General features: G+C 59.7%; 11 protein-coding genes. 10 read left to right on the top strand and 1 reads right to left on the bottom strand.

Translation table 11 applies throughout. The annotated features are described in order from the left end of the window. The first annotated feature begins 39 nt into the window (after positions 1-39). The 4 genes from BM235_RS10105 (at position 40) to BM235_RS10090 (ending at position 5,431) form a co-directional block, all read left to right on the top strand. Positions 40-1,002: an ABC transporter permease gene (locus tag BM235_RS10105; RefSeq protein WP_090112371.1), complete on the top strand. Its 963-nt coding sequence runs from the start codon at positions 40-42 to the stop codon at positions 1,000-1,002. Then, positions 996-1,868, top strand: a complete 873-nt coding sequence (locus BM235_RS10100; RefSeq protein ID WP_090112369.1) for a carbohydrate ABC transporter permease — start codon at positions 996-998, stop codon at positions 1,866-1,868. Before BM235_RS10105 ends, BM235_RS10100 begins: the two co-directional genes overlap by 7 nt. A gap of 118 nt (positions 1,869-1,986) precedes the next feature. After that, entirely contained in the window at positions 1,987-3,843 is a 1,857-nt protein-coding gene (locus BM235_RS10095) for a cache domain-containing sensor histidine kinase (protein ID WP_090112367.1), read from the top strand. Continuing rightward, positions 3,803-5,431 (top strand): response regulator, encoded by a 1,629-nt coding sequence (locus BM235_RS10090; protein ID WP_090112365.1) that lies wholly within the window; start codon positions 3,803-3,805, stop codon positions 5,429-5,431. Before BM235_RS10095 ends, BM235_RS10090 begins: the two co-directional genes overlap by 41 nt. Before the next feature lie 47 nt (positions 5,432-5,478). Here BM235_RS10090 and BM235_RS10085 read toward each other — a convergent pair whose 3' ends face one another. After that, the gene (locus tag BM235_RS10085; protein WP_090112363.1) at positions 5,479-6,666 is read right to left on the bottom strand and encodes a M20 metallopeptidase family protein; all 1,188 of its coding nucleotides are present in this window, start codon (positions 6,664-6,666) and stop codon (positions 5,479-5,481) included. 247 nt (positions 6,667-6,913) lie between these two features. On the opposite strand from BM235_RS10085, the gene BM235_RS10080 reads away from it, so the two are divergent. The 6 genes from BM235_RS10080 (at position 6,914) to BM235_RS10055 (ending at position 15,058) form a co-directional block, all read left to right on the top strand. Then, positions 6,914-8,146: an MGDG synthase family glycosyltransferase gene (locus BM235_RS10080; RefSeq protein ID WP_090112361.1), complete on the top strand. Its 1,233-nt coding sequence runs from the start codon at positions 6,914-6,916 to the stop codon at positions 8,144-8,146. A gap of 47 nt (positions 8,147-8,193) precedes the next feature. Beyond that, positions 8,194-10,002 carry a sensor histidine kinase gene (locus BM235_RS10075; protein WP_090112359.1) on the top strand — a complete coding sequence of 603 codons (1,809 nt, stop codon included), beginning with the start codon at positions 8,194-8,196 and terminating at the stop codon, positions 10,000-10,002. Continuing rightward, positions 9,995-11,647, top strand: coding sequence for a helix-turn-helix domain-containing protein (locus BM235_RS10070; RefSeq protein WP_090112356.1), 1,653 nt, complete (start codon positions 9,995-9,997; stop codon positions 11,645-11,647). The genes BM235_RS10075 and BM235_RS10070 overlap by 8 nt, the downstream gene beginning before the upstream one ends. A gap of 193 nt (positions 11,648-11,840) precedes the next feature. Beyond that, complete coding sequence (locus BM235_RS10065; RefSeq protein ID WP_090112354.1) at positions 11,841-13,208, top strand: ABC transporter substrate-binding protein; 1,368 nt, start codon at positions 11,841-11,843, stop codon at positions 13,206-13,208. A gap of 104 nt (positions 13,209-13,312) precedes the next feature. Beyond that, a complete protein-coding gene (locus tag BM235_RS10060; RefSeq protein ID WP_090112352.1) occupies positions 13,313-14,215 on the top strand; it encodes a carbohydrate ABC transporter permease in 903 nt (300 codons plus the stop codon). Positions 14,216-14,230: 15 nt separating this feature from the next. Continuing rightward, positions 14,231-15,058: a carbohydrate ABC transporter permease gene (locus BM235_RS10055; protein ID WP_090112348.1), complete on the top strand. Its 828-nt coding sequence runs from the start codon at positions 14,231-14,233 to the stop codon at positions 15,056-15,058. Positions 15,059-15,074 lie beyond the last annotated feature (16 nt).

Raw genomic sequence — 15,074 nt, 5'->3', positions numbered from 1 at the left:
CTTCCTTTCCCGCAACTCCAGCACAAAGGGGCAATGGCAATGAACCAAACCCTAGCTCAAACGAAGCAACCGGCGGCCCCCTTGAAAAGCGCCGCAAGGCGCAAGTCGTTCGCAAGCTTGTATCGCGGCAGATGGATGATTCTCATGATGATTCCCGGTTTGCTCTATTATTTATTGTTTCACTATTTGCCCATGGCGGGCATTCTGATCGCCTTTCAGGATTACAACCTGATGAAAGGCATATGGAAGAGCCCTTGGGTCGGATTCGAACACTTTAGGACCATGTTCCAATCTCCCGATTTTCCCCAAATCATGAAAAATACGCTGCTCATCAGCATCTATCGCATGATCTTCAATATGATCCCCGATATGCTGCTGGCGCTGCTGTTGAACGAGATTCGCTCCAAGTGGTTCAAAAAGGTCGTACAGTCGATCACGTACGGACCGCACTTCCTGTCCTGGATTATCGTTTACGGCATCGTCTTTTCCTTTTTCGCGCCGGGCGCCGGCCTGATAACGACGTTGTTTCGCGAATGGGGATGGGGCGAACTGAACCTGCTGACCGATCCGGATTATTTTCGTTCGTTGCTCGTCGTCTCCGATCTGTGGAAAAACGTAGGCTTCGGGGCGATTATTTATTTGGCCGCGCTCGGGTCGATCAATCCGGAGCTGTACGAGGCGGCGGCGGTGGACGGCGCGGGCAGATGGCGGAAAATGTGGAATATCACGCTGCCCGGCATCCGATCGGTATTCGTTCTGCTGCTGATCTTGCGGATGGGCAGCATTCTCGACGCCGGCTTCGATCAGGTCTATATCTTCCTCAATGCCAGGGTATTCGGCGTCGGAGATATCATCGATACCTGGGTATTCCGTCAGGGGCTCGAGCAGCTGAACTTCAGCATCGCCGCCGCCACCGGCGTGTTCAAATCCTTGATCGGCCTGATCTTTATTCTGGGCGCGAATAAAATAGCCAAAAAAGTCGGAGGTTCGGGCATATGGTAACGAAAACGGACCGTATCGTCGACGGCGCGCTCTACGTCTTCCTCGGATTGTTCGCGTTGTCGACGCTGTTCCCGCTGTACTTCGTGGTCGTCATGTCCATCACGCCGTATACCGAGGTGCTTCGCAACGGCGGCTTCGTCATCTGGCCGAGCTCCGTGACGTTGGAGGCCTACGAACAGATTCTGGCGAGCGCCCGGATTCCCGATGCGCTGCGGATTACCTTGATCGTTACGATCGTCGCCACCACGATCAATTTGATCGTGACGACACTGCTTGCCTACCCGTTGTCAAAGAAATCGACGCCGGGGCGCAACGGGATTTTGCTCGCCATCATATTCACCATGTTGTTCAACGGGGGACTGATCCCGACCTACATGGTTATACGCGAGCTGGGACTCTACAACACCATCTGGGCCATGATCATCCCCGGCACGGTGTCGACGTTTAACTTCCTGATCATGAAAACATACTTCGAAGGGCTGCCGCAGGAGATCGAGGAGGCGGCTCGGATCGACGGCTGCGGCGAGATCGCGACGCTCTGGCGGATCGTGCTGCCGCTGTCGGCGCCGATCCTGGCCACCATCGGACTCTTCTACGGCGTCGGTCACTGGAACGAATACTTTAAAGGCATCATGTACGTCTCGGACAAGGATCTGGCGCCGATCCAGGTGGTTCTGCGCAATATGATTCAGACGCCGAGCGTAAGCCAGGAGCTGTCGCTGAATGCATCCAAGGTGGCGCAGTTGCCGCCGGAGACGATCAAGATGGCCACGGTGACGGTTGCGATCATGCCGATCGTGCTCGTGTATCCTTTCTTGCAGAAGTACTTCACCAAAGGGGTCATGATCGGCGCGATTAAAGGATAGGTCGAATAAGGGGCTCGGCATCCGGGATTTTTCCGGATCGCCGAAGCCCCTGGGCTATTATATGGTAATATGATTTCATCCATTTGTTCCCTTCAGGCCGGAGGTGCGCCAGCCGAAAATGATCCCCATCTTACCTAGACTTGCGAACGCTTTCCGCAGCTCCGTGCAGCTGCGGCTCACCAGCTATTTTCTAATCATTCTCCTGCCGCTGGTCGCGGTCAGCATATTCGCCAGCCTTCGCTCCGAGCGGATCCTTGAGCGCAAGGTCAACGAGCAGACGGTCGTCTCGCTGTCGTCCGCGATGGAAGCCATCGACTTGACGATGGATAATCTCGAAAATATGTCCATGGCGCTGGCGACGGATACGAACCTGATCGAGCTGCTGAACCTGACGGACCCGCAGCTGACCGGCGAGATGACCCTGGATTTTCAGAAAGTGCTCGTACAGCTCACCAATATGAAATCCGCCAACAGCTATCTCACGCAATTATCGATCTATCATGCCTATTCGCATACGATTCTGTCCTCGAAATTCGGAGGCAGAAGAGTGGACGAGATTCCGGGGCAGGATTGGTATGCCGAATTGATGCAGTCACGCGGCAAAAGCCGTCTCCTCGTGCCTAAGAAGGACGAGTTCAACTCGTATCAGCAGCTGGACCAGACCTTTCAGCCGGGCTACGTCAGCTTGCTTCGCACGATGGATCCGTTCAAACCGGGGGATCGCAAAAGCGTGCTGATGATCACCCTGGACGCCGCGCATCTGCGCAAACATCTCGATACGCTCGTCGACGGGACGGACGAAAGCGTCTATCTGACGACGGCCGACGACCGGCTGATCGTGGGGGCGGGCTCGGTCGCCGAGACGATGCCGGTCTGGGAAGCCGACGGCGACATCGTGACGGTCAAGCCGTCGGCCAAGAGCGGAAAAAGCGAAATGCTCGTCAGATACCGGTCTCCGTCCTCCGGCTGGACCGTCGTCCTCGTCAAGCCGGCCGCGGCCATGTACGCCGAGAGCGACCAGCTGCGGACGTTCATGTACGCGATCATCGGCATCAGCGTGCTGCTCACGATCGTCATCTCCTGGATCGTCTATCGCGGCATCGCTTCGCCCCTCGGCGCGCTGGCCTACGGGATGAAGCAGGTGCGGATGGGGCGCCTCGATACGAATCTGCCGAACAAGCGGGAGGACGAATTCGGCTATCTGATGAGCGCCTTCAACGACATGGCGCTCGAGCAGAAAAACCTGATCGAAAACATCTATGAGCAGCAGCTGCTCCGGCTCAAGGCCGAGCTGCGCGTCCTGCAGTCGCAGATCAATCCGCATTTCCTGTATAACACGCTGGACTCGATCTACAGCATGGCCGAAAATTACGAGGCCGAGGAAATATCGGAGATGGCGCTTAATTTGTCGAAGTTTTTCCGGCTGAGCCTGGGCAAGGGACAAGACGAGTTCACGGTCGAGGAGACGATCGAGCATCTGCGCTATTACTTGCGCGTACAGGAGCTGCGGTTCATCGACAAGCTGTCCGTCGACATCCGGATCGACGAGGCATGCAAGCCGCATCCCGTCCTGAAGCTGCTGCTGCAGCCGATCGTGGAGAACGCGATTCTGCACGGGCTGGAGCAGAAAAAGAAGGACGGCGTCGTGCGGATCGACGGCCGGCTGGAGGCGGGAAGGCTCCGTCTTGCGGTGTCGGACAATGGAAAAGGGATTCCCCCGGACAGGCTGCGCTATATCAGAGACGAGCTGGATCGCCTGTACGCGCATGCGGGGCAGGCCTGGGATCAGGAGCTGAAACGGAACGACCTGTACGGCCTATGGAACGTAAAAGCGAGACTCAAGCTGTACTACGGCGATTCGGCCGAATTGACCGTCGACAGCATCGAAAACGAGGGAACCACCGTCGCGCTGTGGATCCCGATCGGAGGCGCCCATGAATCTGATGATCGTGGAAGACGAGCTTCGGCTTCTTAACAACATTGCCCGCAACATTCCCTGGGAAGAGCATGAGATCGAAGTGGTGGCGACGGCGGACAACGGCGTCGACGCGATCAAGCTGTTCGATCAGGCGAAGCCGAACATCGTGCTGCTGGATATCCAGATGCCCGACCTGGACGGTCTGTCCGTCGCGCGGCATATCGCGGAGGCGGATCCGCTGGCGAAGATCATCTTCCTCAGCGGACATGACGACTTCAAGTACGCCCAGACCGCGATCGAGCTTCAAGTCGCCAAGTACCTGCTCAAGCCCGCCGGCAACGACGAGGTGCTGCAGGCGGTGCTGGAGGCGCGCGAGAAGATTCGCGAGGACCTGGACGCCAAATATAATCACGAGCTCGTGCGCAAAAGATGGGCGGAGCATCTGCCCAGGCTGCAGGATCTGTTTTTTCAGAATTGGCTGTCGGGGAAATACGCAGAATGGGAGATCGAGCAACGCAGCCGCGAGCTGATGATCGACCTGCCCGGCGGCGCGGGCTGGGCCGTGTCCGTCGCGGATCCGGATCCGCTCACCGCGCCGAATCCCCGTTTTTCGCCCGAGGATATGACGCTGCTCCAAATATCGATGCTCGGCATCGCCAAGGAATTTCTGGCGAACGTGCCCTGCCATATTTTTTCCGACGACGAAGGCGCGACCGTCATCGTATTCCGCGATGCGTCGGACGAACGGGAGAGGCGGCGATCCGTAGGCGACTTCACGGCGCACGTACACCTGCATACGACCAGACTGCTGTCCGTTTTCAAGGAATATATGAAAACGTCCGCCAGCGCAGGCATCGGCCGCGTCGCGGACAAAAGGACGAACGTCAGCCGCTCCTACCTGGAGGCCGGCCAAGCGCTGAAGGAACGGGTCGTGCACGGACACGACATCGTCGTGCCGTACCGGGACGAGCCCGCGGCGTCACCTGCGGGCGCAGCGGACGTCCAGCTGGAGAAGGTGCTCGCGCACGCGCTCGAGTCCGGCCAGCGGGAGACGGCGACCGCCTTGATCGACGAATGGCTCGAGGCGCACGTCGACCGCGCCCATACGAGCGAGGAAGTGTACGAGAACGTGCTGCTGCTCGCCTCGCTCATCGTGCGCGTCGTCCATTTTCAAGGCTGGCCGCTGCAGGAGGCGATGGGGCGTCATCTGGCGTTTTTCCAACAGCTGCGCGCCTTGACGACCAAGGAGCAGACCCGTCAATGGCTCTACGGCACGGTCGATCATATATGCGCATACGTCAATGACCGGAAAAGCAAAAGCCGCCACGAGCTGATCGAGAAGATGATCGGCATGGTCGAAGCCGATATCGGCCAGGACATCGGACTGCACGAGGTCGCCGGCAAGCTGTATATCAACGCCTCTTACTTGTCCCGCTTGTTCAAGCAGCAAATGGGACAGTCGTTCACCGCCTACGTCGTGGAGCGCAAAATGAAGCTGGCCATGCAGTGGCTGTCGGACGGCATGAAAGTATCGGATACGGCCAACATGCTGGGCTATCGGGACTTCAGTTATTTTGCCAAGGTGTTCCGCAAAACCTGGGGCGTAACGCCCGCCGAAGTGAAAAACAAAAAGGCGATGCCCTAGCTCCGCAAGACAGGTCTTTTGCGAGAAGCGTCGGCGACCGGCTGGAATTAGGCCTGTTCTAGATAATGCAGAGCGGCGGACGCGAGCATCGCGGCCCCGACCGGAAGGGCGCTCTCGTCCAAGTCGAACATCGGGTGATGCAGCGGATAAGACGTCCGCTCCGTACCGTCGCCGACGCCAAGCCAGAACAGGGCGGACGGCACCTCCCGCGCGACGAAGGCGAAGTCTTCTCCGCCCATCGTCGGCCGTTCGTTGAACCATCTGCCGGTTCCGAGCGTCCGATCGGCCGTATGTCTGACGAGATCCGTCATGCCTTCGTCGTTGATGACCATCGGGTAGCTGAACTTGTAATCGAATTCGTAAGAGGCGCCGAACGATTCGGCGACGCCCCGAATGATCCGTTCGATTCTGGCTGGCATCAGCTCTTGCAGGGCAGGGTTCAAGGTGCGGACCGTTCCGTTCAATTCGACCTCGGGAGCAATGACGTTGGAGGCGAATCCCCCTTGGATCTGTCCGATCGTCACGACCACCGAATCCAGCGGGTCCGTCTGGCGGCTCGCGATCGTCTGCAGCGCGGTGATCACCTGCGCGGCGATCGGGATGGCGTCGATCGTCTGGTGCGGCGCCGCGGCATGCCCGCCGCGACCGACGATCCGGATGCGGATGCGATCCGCCGCAGCGTAAAACGTGCCCGAGCCGACGCCGATCCTGCCGGAGTCTATCGTTGGCTTCACATGCAGGGCAAAGGCGGCGTCTACGCGCGGATGATCGAGGACGCCGTCGTCGATCATGGCTTTGGCGCCGGCCAAGCCTTCCTCCGCAGGCTGAAACATGAATTTGATATGGCCCTTGCGCGGCCCGCCGTGCGCGGCGAGAAGCTGCGCCGCGGTCATGAGCATGGCCGTATGGCCGTCATGGCCGCACAAGTGGGCTATTCCTTTTACGGTAGAAGCATAATCCGCCGTCTTGCCGTCCGGAATCGGCAGGGCGTCCATATCGGCTCTGAGCAGAACCGTCGGGCCGGGTTCCGTCCCCCGCAACAGGCCGACGACGCCGGTTTTGCCGACGCCCGTACGTACCTCGAGGCCCAACCGGGTCAAATGATCCGCCACGATGCCTGCCGTTCTATTTTCTTCATAACCGAGCTCGGGGTTCCGGTGAAAGTCGCGCCGCCAAGCGGACAACCGGGGCTGCAAGTCCAGAGCGGCTTGGTAGAAGGGATGTCGTTCGGTCACGTCTTGATCCTCTCCTTGTCTCCATCGCGTAAAATTTTTGGGAATCGTCAGTTAGCGCCATATTGAGCATAGTCGAAACAGGCTTATAAAGGGCCGGGTCTACCTTGCATTTTATAGGGGATTATTATGTTTATGTTTACACCCCGTTAAAGAACGCTTCATTCGCCGATTAGGATCGAGCCTTATATTGAAGGTAAGATCCTGCGCTTCGCGCCTGCCGCGCAAAGCGTATCGAGGGGGAACGGCGATGGAGGAACGGGCATGGAAGATCCTGATCGTATACGCGAGGTTCGGGGACGGCCATTACCAGGTGTCCAAGGCGCTCGAGCAGCAATTCGCTTCGCATCCGGGGGCGCGGTTCGAGGTGCATCTCGTCGATCTGTTCGCGGAGGCGCATCCCGCGATGGACGCGATCGTCCGCTGCGCGTACGCCAAGAGCATGACCTGGTTCCCCAAGACTTACGGCTGGAGCTATCGGGTCACCAACGGCATGAAGTACGACCGCCCGCTCGGCAGATGGCTGCATGCCTTCGGCCAAAGCAAGATGGCTTCGCTTCTGCAGACGATCAAGCCCGACGCGGTCATCCATACGTTTCCGTTCCTCGCGACGTACCCGGCCATGGCGTCGTCGGGCATCTCGATCCCGACCTACACCGTCATAACCGATTATGAGCTGCATACCCGCTGGATCCATCCGCTCACGGATGGCTACTTCGTGGCGACGGAGGAGATGAAGGCGCAGATCGCCGGCATGGGCATCCGCGAGGATCGCATCCATGTCACGGGCATTCCGATTCGCGGGCAGTTCCGCGGCGAGCGCCGTTCAAGGCTTGAGATATGCGGCGAAAAGGGACTCGATCCCGACCGGGCGTACGTCCTCGTCATGATCGGCGCGCTGTCGGATCCCGAACGGCTGGTCGATTCGCTGCTGAAGCTTGAGCTGTCCGCCACGCTGCTGCTCGTCGCCGGCCGCAACGCCAAGCTCTGCCGCAGGCTCGCGAAGCGCTACGAAAGCCGAACCGAGGTGCAGGTGATCGGCTATGCGGATCACATCGAAGCGTACATGTCCGTCGCGTCTTGCATCGTCACGAAGGCCGGGGCGGTCACGCTCACCGAGGCGATCGCGATGGGCGTGCCCGTCGTCGTGTACAAACCGATGCCGGGCCAAGAGCTAGGCAATGCGGAATACTGGGACCGGAAGCAAGCGCTGCGCATGGCCAAGGACGCGGCGTCCGTCCGCGCGGCCGTAGAGCTCGCGATCCGAAGCCGCGAAGACGCGCCTGCATGCCGGATCGGGCAAACGGACGCTTCGCGCGTCATCGTGGCCGAGGTGCTGCGCGGCGGCGGAGCGGGAAGAACCGCACGCCGGTCTTCGGAATTGGCGTCGCCGGCAGTCCGAATCGCGCCTGCGGGCCGCGAAGCCGGAGAAGCGCTCAGAGGTTTTTTTGAAATCGATCCACCATTCGACACGCGCATTTGATAAGATTCTTGATAGACGAGATTCAAGAATCGAGGTCGGACGCCGATATGGCTTCTTCCAAGTGGGCGAGGTTCGCCCAAAAAGAGTACGGCCGCCTTTACAACATCTCTATCAAGAAGCGCGTCCGCCTCGCGTTCATGGTCATGATCGCGCTCGCGATCTGCGCCGTCGGCGTGTCCTCCTATAAGATCGCCGCGCGGGAGCTGCAAAAAAACGCGTTCGCGACGAGGCAGGAGGCCGTGAACAAGACGGCGCAGATCCTCGACGATAAGCTGTACCAAATCTCGAACGCGGTGCGCTCGATCATGTTCAGCGACGCCTACAAGCAGATGATGACCGACGTGCAGAGCAACCGCATCGCCGATTATTACGTTCATCTCTCCGAGCTTCAGTACGTCTTCTCCCAGGTCGGCTACAACGAGCCGCTCATCGACGGCATCCTGATCGCGACGCCGATCGGCGATTTTTATCCGATCTCGCGGCGAAGATCCCAGACGCAGTCCTTCTACGAATCCAATTTGTATTACGATATCAAAAATTTGACCGGGGGCAAGTGGATCGAAGGCCACACGGACAAGTTTTTTACGGGGAACAGCCGCGCGCTTTCCTTCGTCACCAAGGGCATGGCCGGCGACGACTCCGACACGAACGTGTTCATCGTCGTCAACGTGAACGAGAGCGGGTTGATCGCCACTTTGAACCGCCAAGCCGCGAGCGGCGGCGATCCGTATTTTATCGCGGACGGGGACGGGGAAGAAGTCGTGCGCACCGACTGGTCGGCGGCGCACGGCCTGCACCGGGACGAGCCGTTCCTGCGCCGGGCGACGGGCGGCCAAGGTTCGTTTTTTTACGATTTCGACAAGGCCGAATACTTGGTCAACTATACGAGATCGAGCGTCGAACCCGACTGGCTGCTCTACGGCGTTCAGGAGAAAAGCAAGCTGCTCGCCCAAATGAAGGGCGTTCAGCGCACGACGCTCGTCCTCATGGGCGTATTCCTGCTTCTGTCCTGGCTGCTGTCGAACCGGCTGACGGGGCTGCTGCTCCTCCCGCTGTTCAAGCTGCAGCGGCTCATGCGGGAGGTGGAGGACAACCGTCTGGACGTCCGCTTCTCCAGCCGTTCGGGGGACGAGGTCGCCCAGGTCGGCTTTCAGTTCAACCGGATGCTTGACGAGATCAATCGACTCATCCGCGACGCGAGGGACAGCGAGGCTGGCAAGCGCAAGGCGGAGATGCGGGCGCTGACGGCGCAGATGGAGCCCCATTTTCTGTACAATACGCTGAACACGATCTACTGCAAATCGGTCCTCGGCGAGAATGACGACGTGAACGAAATGATCATGGCCTTGTCGCAGATGTTCCAGCTGGGCTTAAGCGGGGGGAAGGACTGGAACACGCTGGAAGACGAGCTCTCCCATGTCCGGCAATATTGCGCGATCCAGCAAAAATGCTACGAGGGATTGTTCGACTACGAGGCGTCCGTCTCCGATGATGCGCTGCTTGGCTGCACGCTGCCCAAGATTCTGCTCCAGCCGATCGTGGAGAACAGCATTCAGCACGGGTTCAAGGACCGCTCGGTCGACGGCCGGATTCGGATCAAGGCGGACAGGGAGAATGGCCTGCTGCATCTGACGATCGAGGACAACGGCTCGGGCTTCGACGCGGAGCAGGTCAAGCAGCGCATGCAGCTGAACAGGGACGCCAAGAAGGGCTACGCGCTCGTCAATATCAGGGAGCGGCTGCGGCTGTTCTACGGCGACGACGCCCGCATGGCGCTTTCCAACACGGGCGAAGGCGGCGCGAGGACGGATCTGTGGATTCCGATCGGACGAACGGAAGGTGAAGGCGATGCGTGAGAAAACGATCAAGCTGTGCATCATCGACGATATCCGCAGCGTCGTCGACATGATCTCGCGCAAGCCTCCGTGGAGCGAGCACGGGATCGAGATCGCCGGCACGGCGCTCGACGGCGAAGCGGGCATCGCGCTCGTGCGCGAGACGAAGCCGGACATCGTGCTGACCGACATCCGCATGCCCAAAATGGACGGGCTGGCGATGACGCAGGCGATCCTGGAAATCGCGCCTTCGACGAAGATCGTGATCCTGAGCGCCTATACGGACTTTGCCTATACGCGGCAAGCGATTCGTCTGGGGGCGTTCGACTTCGTCAAAAAGCCTTTCTCGATCGACGAGATCGTGAGCGTCGTGCTGAAGGCGAAGGCCGCTTGCCAGTCGGAGCGGGAGGCGTTGGCGCAGCGTCTATCGGAGGAGCGTACGATGCGCGACGGCGTGCCGGCGCTGCAGCAGGAGTACGTCTCCCTGCTCGTTCATCGCGCCGCGAGCGCCGATACGGCCGCCGCGCAGTGGGAGCGTCTCGGGATTCGCTTGGCGCCGGAGCAATTCGGCCTGTTCGTCATCGAGCTTGATCGTCCTATAGACCATATCGAAGAGATGCCCGCGCGCGAGGTGGCCCTCCTCAGGTTCAGCATTCGCAATATTTTAGAAGAAACGATCGCGGGTCACACGCAAGGCATCGTCCTAAGCGAGGCGGCGAACCGGTTCGTCTGCCTCGTCAATTGCGCGGACAACGAGGCCGCGGAGCGAATCTCGGAAGCCTGCCGGTCGAACATCCGTCGCTATACCCGCTCGACCGTATCCGTCGGGGTCGGCCGGTATGCTGCGACGGTCGAGGCGCTGCCCGTCGCGTACGAGCAGGCGCTGAGCGCGTTGGAATATCGCTTTTACACCGAAGGCAACGGCGTCCGCCTCTTCGATCGCGCCGGCGACGAGCCGGCCCGCGCGCTTCCGATGTACTCGGCGGCGACCGAGCACGAGCTGCTGCTGGCGCTTCGGTCGGGCCGCGCCGATCAATGCCAGCTGGTGCTGGAGCGCATCTTTAACGAGCTGCTGCAAAGCGAGCCGCTGCCGGCGCCGCGCCATGTCGAGCATCTGTGCTACGAGCTTGCGGCGAAAATATGCCGGACGATGCGCGAATTTTTCGCTACGGAGCGTGTCCTGGCGCTGGAGGATCGATGGCTTGCAGCGTACGGCGTCCGCGGCGCTTCCTTCCAGTCGATGAAGGCATCGGTCGTGTCGATCGGCCGCGAAGCTTGCTCATGGATCGAAGGGGAGCGCGCGGACGAGCCGACGAAGCTGATCTACCGGGCGAAGGCGTACATCTGCGACAATCTTCAAGCCGACCTGTCGGTGGAGCATTGCGCGAAGCGGTTCAACATCAGTCCCGGCTACTTTTCCAACCTGTTCAAAAAAGTCATGGGCATCTCCTACCAGCAGTTCGTTATCCATCAGCGCATGGAAAAGGCCAAGGAGATGCTCGTCGAAGGCCGCCAGGTGCAGGAGATCGCTTCGGCGCTCGGCTACGAGCATCGCCGGTATTTCAGCGAGAGCTTCAAGAAGCATACCCATATGACGCCGTCGGAGTACAAATGGTACAGCACGGGGAAGCTGGATTCGCCGATCGACGGCACGCACGAATCCTAGCCAGACGTCCGATGGAGGCGCCGACGCGCCAAGACAGCCTGATTTCGCCGATCGCCGGCGGGAGGGCTGTTTTTTGCCGAATAGCGGAAAACCTGCCCTAAATGTGAGGTTACCCGCATTATGCGCGGGCATGTCCCCTTCTATAATAAAGGCACGGCATATATCGATCGATGAAGGGGAGGTCAACGATTCTATGAACAAAAAGCAGCTGATGCTCGCCGCGTTAAGCGCGACGCTAGCCGGCAGCCTGGCCGCCTGCAGCGGCAAAGATTCGGCGGACGGCCGGGACGGCGGCGCGGCCGGGGACAAAACGAAGATCGTCTATTGGACCGGAGACCGGCACGATTCGGAGTTCATCAAGGAAAAGGTGGACGACTTCAACCGCACCAATACGGACGGGATCGAGGTGGAACTCGTCGTCAAAGGCGACGACTTCGACCAGGCGCTCGACATGTCGTTCCAGACCTCCGAAGCGCCCGACGTCATCCGCGTCAAGGAAAATACGATCCAGACGTTTTATAAAAAAGGCTATCTGGCGCCGATCGACGATTACTTGTCGGACGAGCTGCGGGCCAAGTTCCCTCAGATGGACGCGCTGAACAGCTTCGACGGAAAACGGTACAGCCTGCCTAACTACGGGACGACGATGCGGCTCATCTACAACAAAGAGCTGTTCCAAAAAGCGGGCATCGCCAATCCGCCGACGACGCTGGCGGAGCTCGTGTCGGACGCCAAAAAAATTACGGCCGTCGGCAAGGCGAACGGGGAATACGGCTTCGCGCAAAACTTCAAAAGCCCCGGCAGCGCGCTTGGCCGCTCCGCCCGCGTCATCGCCGAGATCAGCGGCTTCGGCGGCTTCGGCTACGACTTCAAGGCTGCGCGTTACGACTTTACGCCGTTTAAGCCGATCATCGAAGCTTTCAAGCAGATGAGGGACGACGGCAGCATGCTGCCCGGCGTCGAATCGCTCGACATCGATCCGCTGCGCGCGCAGTTCGCCGAAGGGAAGATCGGGATGTATCTTTCGTTCTCGGCGGAGGCGGGCGTGTACCAATCCCAGTTCCCGGCGAAAATCGAATGGGCTGCAGCGCCCGCGCCTTCCATCGACGGCAACGTCAAGGGCGCCTCCGGCTTTTTGGGCGGCCAGTGGCTCGCGATCAGCTCGCAGTCCGCGCACAAGGATGCGGCATGGACGTTCATGTCGTACATGTACGGCGATCCGATCCTTCAGCAGTACCAGGAGAAGGGCTTCGGCATCTCGATGGTGCCATCGGTCAGCGAAGTCGCGGCCAAGCCAGAGGTGTACGGCATCGACGGCTTCCTCCCGAACGCGCATGACGGGGTTTGGCCGGTCTACCCGGCGGTGCCGGTGCAGGGCGCCAAATCGGACGACGTTTTCTTCAAGTATATCCTTGACGGCGGGGATCTGGATGCGTTGATCGCGGACCTGAACAAGCGTTACACTACGGCGCTCGACGCCGCGATCGCGAGCGGCGACGTCGTCGCCGAGCCTGACGCGGACTTCGATCCGGCGAAGCTCGCCGGGCAATACGCAAGCTGAACCGCGCGGGGACCGGTCCGCGGCAGCGACCGATGCGCAAAGGGCCGGGGCGGACCGGTCCCCGCATTCGATTGACAGCAACGACGGCAAGGAGCGGATGAACGATGAGGAAAACGAAGGAGCTTGCGTTTTCGTACGGATTTTTGATGCCGAGCCTGGCGCTCACGTTGGTTCTCGGCATTTATCCGATCGCGTGGGCGATGCGTTACATGTTTTACGACTACAAAGGTTACGGGAAGCAAACGTTTATCGGCCTGGACAACTTCGCGCGCGTCATGCGCGACGGCGAATTCTGGCATGCCGTATCCAATACGTTCGTGTACGCGGGCGGCAAGCTGGCGCTGTCGATTCCGTTTGCGCTGCTGCTGGCGGTCGTGCTGAACCGGGGACTTCGAGGACGGCAGATTTTGAGGGCCGTCTTTTTTTTGCCCACGATCGTCAGCACCGCCGTCATGGCCGTCGTCTTTTTCGCGATTTTTAACGCCTACAACGGCGTATTGAATCAGTTTCTGCTGAAGTACAAGCTGATCGGCGGCGCCGTCGATTGGCTGGGCGCGGATCATGCGATGATGACGGTCGTGCTCGTCTCCGTCTGGGGCGCCGTCGGCAATTATATGCTGCTGTTTATCGCCGGCCTTCAAAACATACCGGCAGACGTCTATGAGAGCGCCTCGCTCGACGGCGCGAACAAGCTGCAGCAATTTCGTTACGTGACGGTCCCGATGCTCGGTCCCGTCATGCAAATGATCGTCATGCTGGCGATCATCAATGCGCTCAAGGGCTACGAGAGCATCATGGTGCTGACGGACGGCGGACCGATCGGGAAGACGAACGTCATGTTTCTCTACGTCTACAAGCTGTTTTTCCCGACTGCGGGCACCGGCGCGGCTTCGCAAATCCAGGAGATCGGATATGGAAGCGCCGTCGCGTTCGTTACGGCCATCATCGTCGGATTGATCACTTTGCTCTATTACTTCGGCTCCAAGCGGATGAATCGATACGCCTAAGGGAGGGATGCGCGCATGCGACTCGTTTGGAAGGCCGCGCTGTGGGCGTTTCTGCTCATCGCCGCGTTTTTGACGCTGTTCCCGATCCTGGTGACGATCCTGGGTTCGTTCAAGACCAACGCCGAGCTGACGGCGGGCGCTACGATCCTTCCGTCAAGCTGGCAGCTTCGCAACTACGCGGAGGCCTGGCGGCAGGCGAAATTTTCGACGTACACCTTGAACAGCCTGTTCGTCTCGGCCGCTTCGACGGTAGGCATCTTGCTCGTGTCTTCGATGGCCGCATACGTCGTCGACCGGATGGCTTTTCCCGGCAAGAGGCTGTATGTCGGCATGCAGGCTTTTACGATGTTCGTGGCGATCGGCGCAGTCGTGCTCCGTCCGCAGTTCGAGCTGATGATCCGGCTGCATCTGCACGATTCGTTGTGGGGCGTCGTCCTGATCCTGATCAGCGCGCACGCATCGGCCTTTTTCATCTTGTACAGCTTTATGAGCGGCATCCCGAAGGAGCTGGACGAAGCGGCGCTGATCGACGGCTGCTCCCGCGGCAGAACCTTTATGCGGATCGTCGTTCCGCTGCTGACGCCGGGGCTTGGCGTATGCGCCCTGTTCGCTTTCCGCGGGGCGTGGAACGAGTATCTGCTGCCGTTCGTGTTCACGCTCAGCAAGCCGGAGCTGCAGACGCTCACCGTAGGGCTCGCGAGCCTCAAGTACGGCATCTCCGCGGCCTCGCAGACGCATCTCATGATGGCGGGCGCTTGCCTGTCGATCGTGCCGATGCTGGCCGTTTATCTTTTTGCGAACAAATCGTTTATGCAAATGACGGCCGGCTCCTTGAAGGGATAGGACAAGAAGGTAGTAA

This window comes from Cohnella sp. OV330 (assembly GCF_900112065.1).
GTDB lineage: Bacteria > Bacillota > Bacilli > Paenibacillales > Paenibacillaceae > Cohnella.
The sequence above is the reverse complement of the archived record's forward strand: the minus strand, read 5'-3'. Positions and strand labels throughout refer to the sequence as shown.

Bases quoted from the DNA above. Each gene is read 5' to 3' on its own strand.
- BM235_RS10105 (WP_090112371.1), top strand. From the start codon at position 40: ATGAACCAAACCCTAGCTCAAACGAAGCAACCGGCGGCCCCCTTGAAA.
- BM235_RS10100 (WP_090112369.1), top strand. From the start codon at position 996: ATGGTAACGAAAACGGACCGTATCGTCGACGGCGCGCTCTACGTCTTC.
- BM235_RS10095 (WP_090112367.1), top strand. From the start codon at position 1,987: ATGATCCCCATCTTACCTAGACTTGCGAACGCTTTCCGCAGCTCCGTG.
- BM235_RS10090 (WP_090112365.1), top strand. From the start codon at position 3,803: ATGAATCTGATGATCGTGGAAGACGAGCTTCGGCTTCTTAACAACATT.
- BM235_RS10080 (WP_090112361.1), top strand. From the start codon at position 6,914: ATGGAGGAACGGGCATGGAAGATCCTGATCGTATACGCGAGGTTCGGG.
- BM235_RS10075 (WP_090112359.1), top strand. From the start codon at position 8,194: ATGGCTTCTTCCAAGTGGGCGAGGTTCGCCCAAAAAGAGTACGGCCGC.
- BM235_RS10070 (WP_090112356.1), top strand. From the start codon at position 9,995: ATGCGTGAGAAAACGATCAAGCTGTGCATCATCGACGATATCCGCAGC.
- BM235_RS10065 (WP_090112354.1), top strand. From the start codon at position 11,841: ATGAACAAAAAGCAGCTGATGCTCGCCGCGTTAAGCGCGACGCTAGCC.
- BM235_RS10060 (WP_090112352.1), top strand. From the start codon at position 13,313: ATGAGGAAAACGAAGGAGCTTGCGTTTTCGTACGGATTTTTGATGCCG.
- BM235_RS10055 (WP_090112348.1), top strand. From the start codon at position 14,231: ATGCGACTCGTTTGGAAGGCCGCGCTGTGGGCGTTTCTGCTCATCGCC.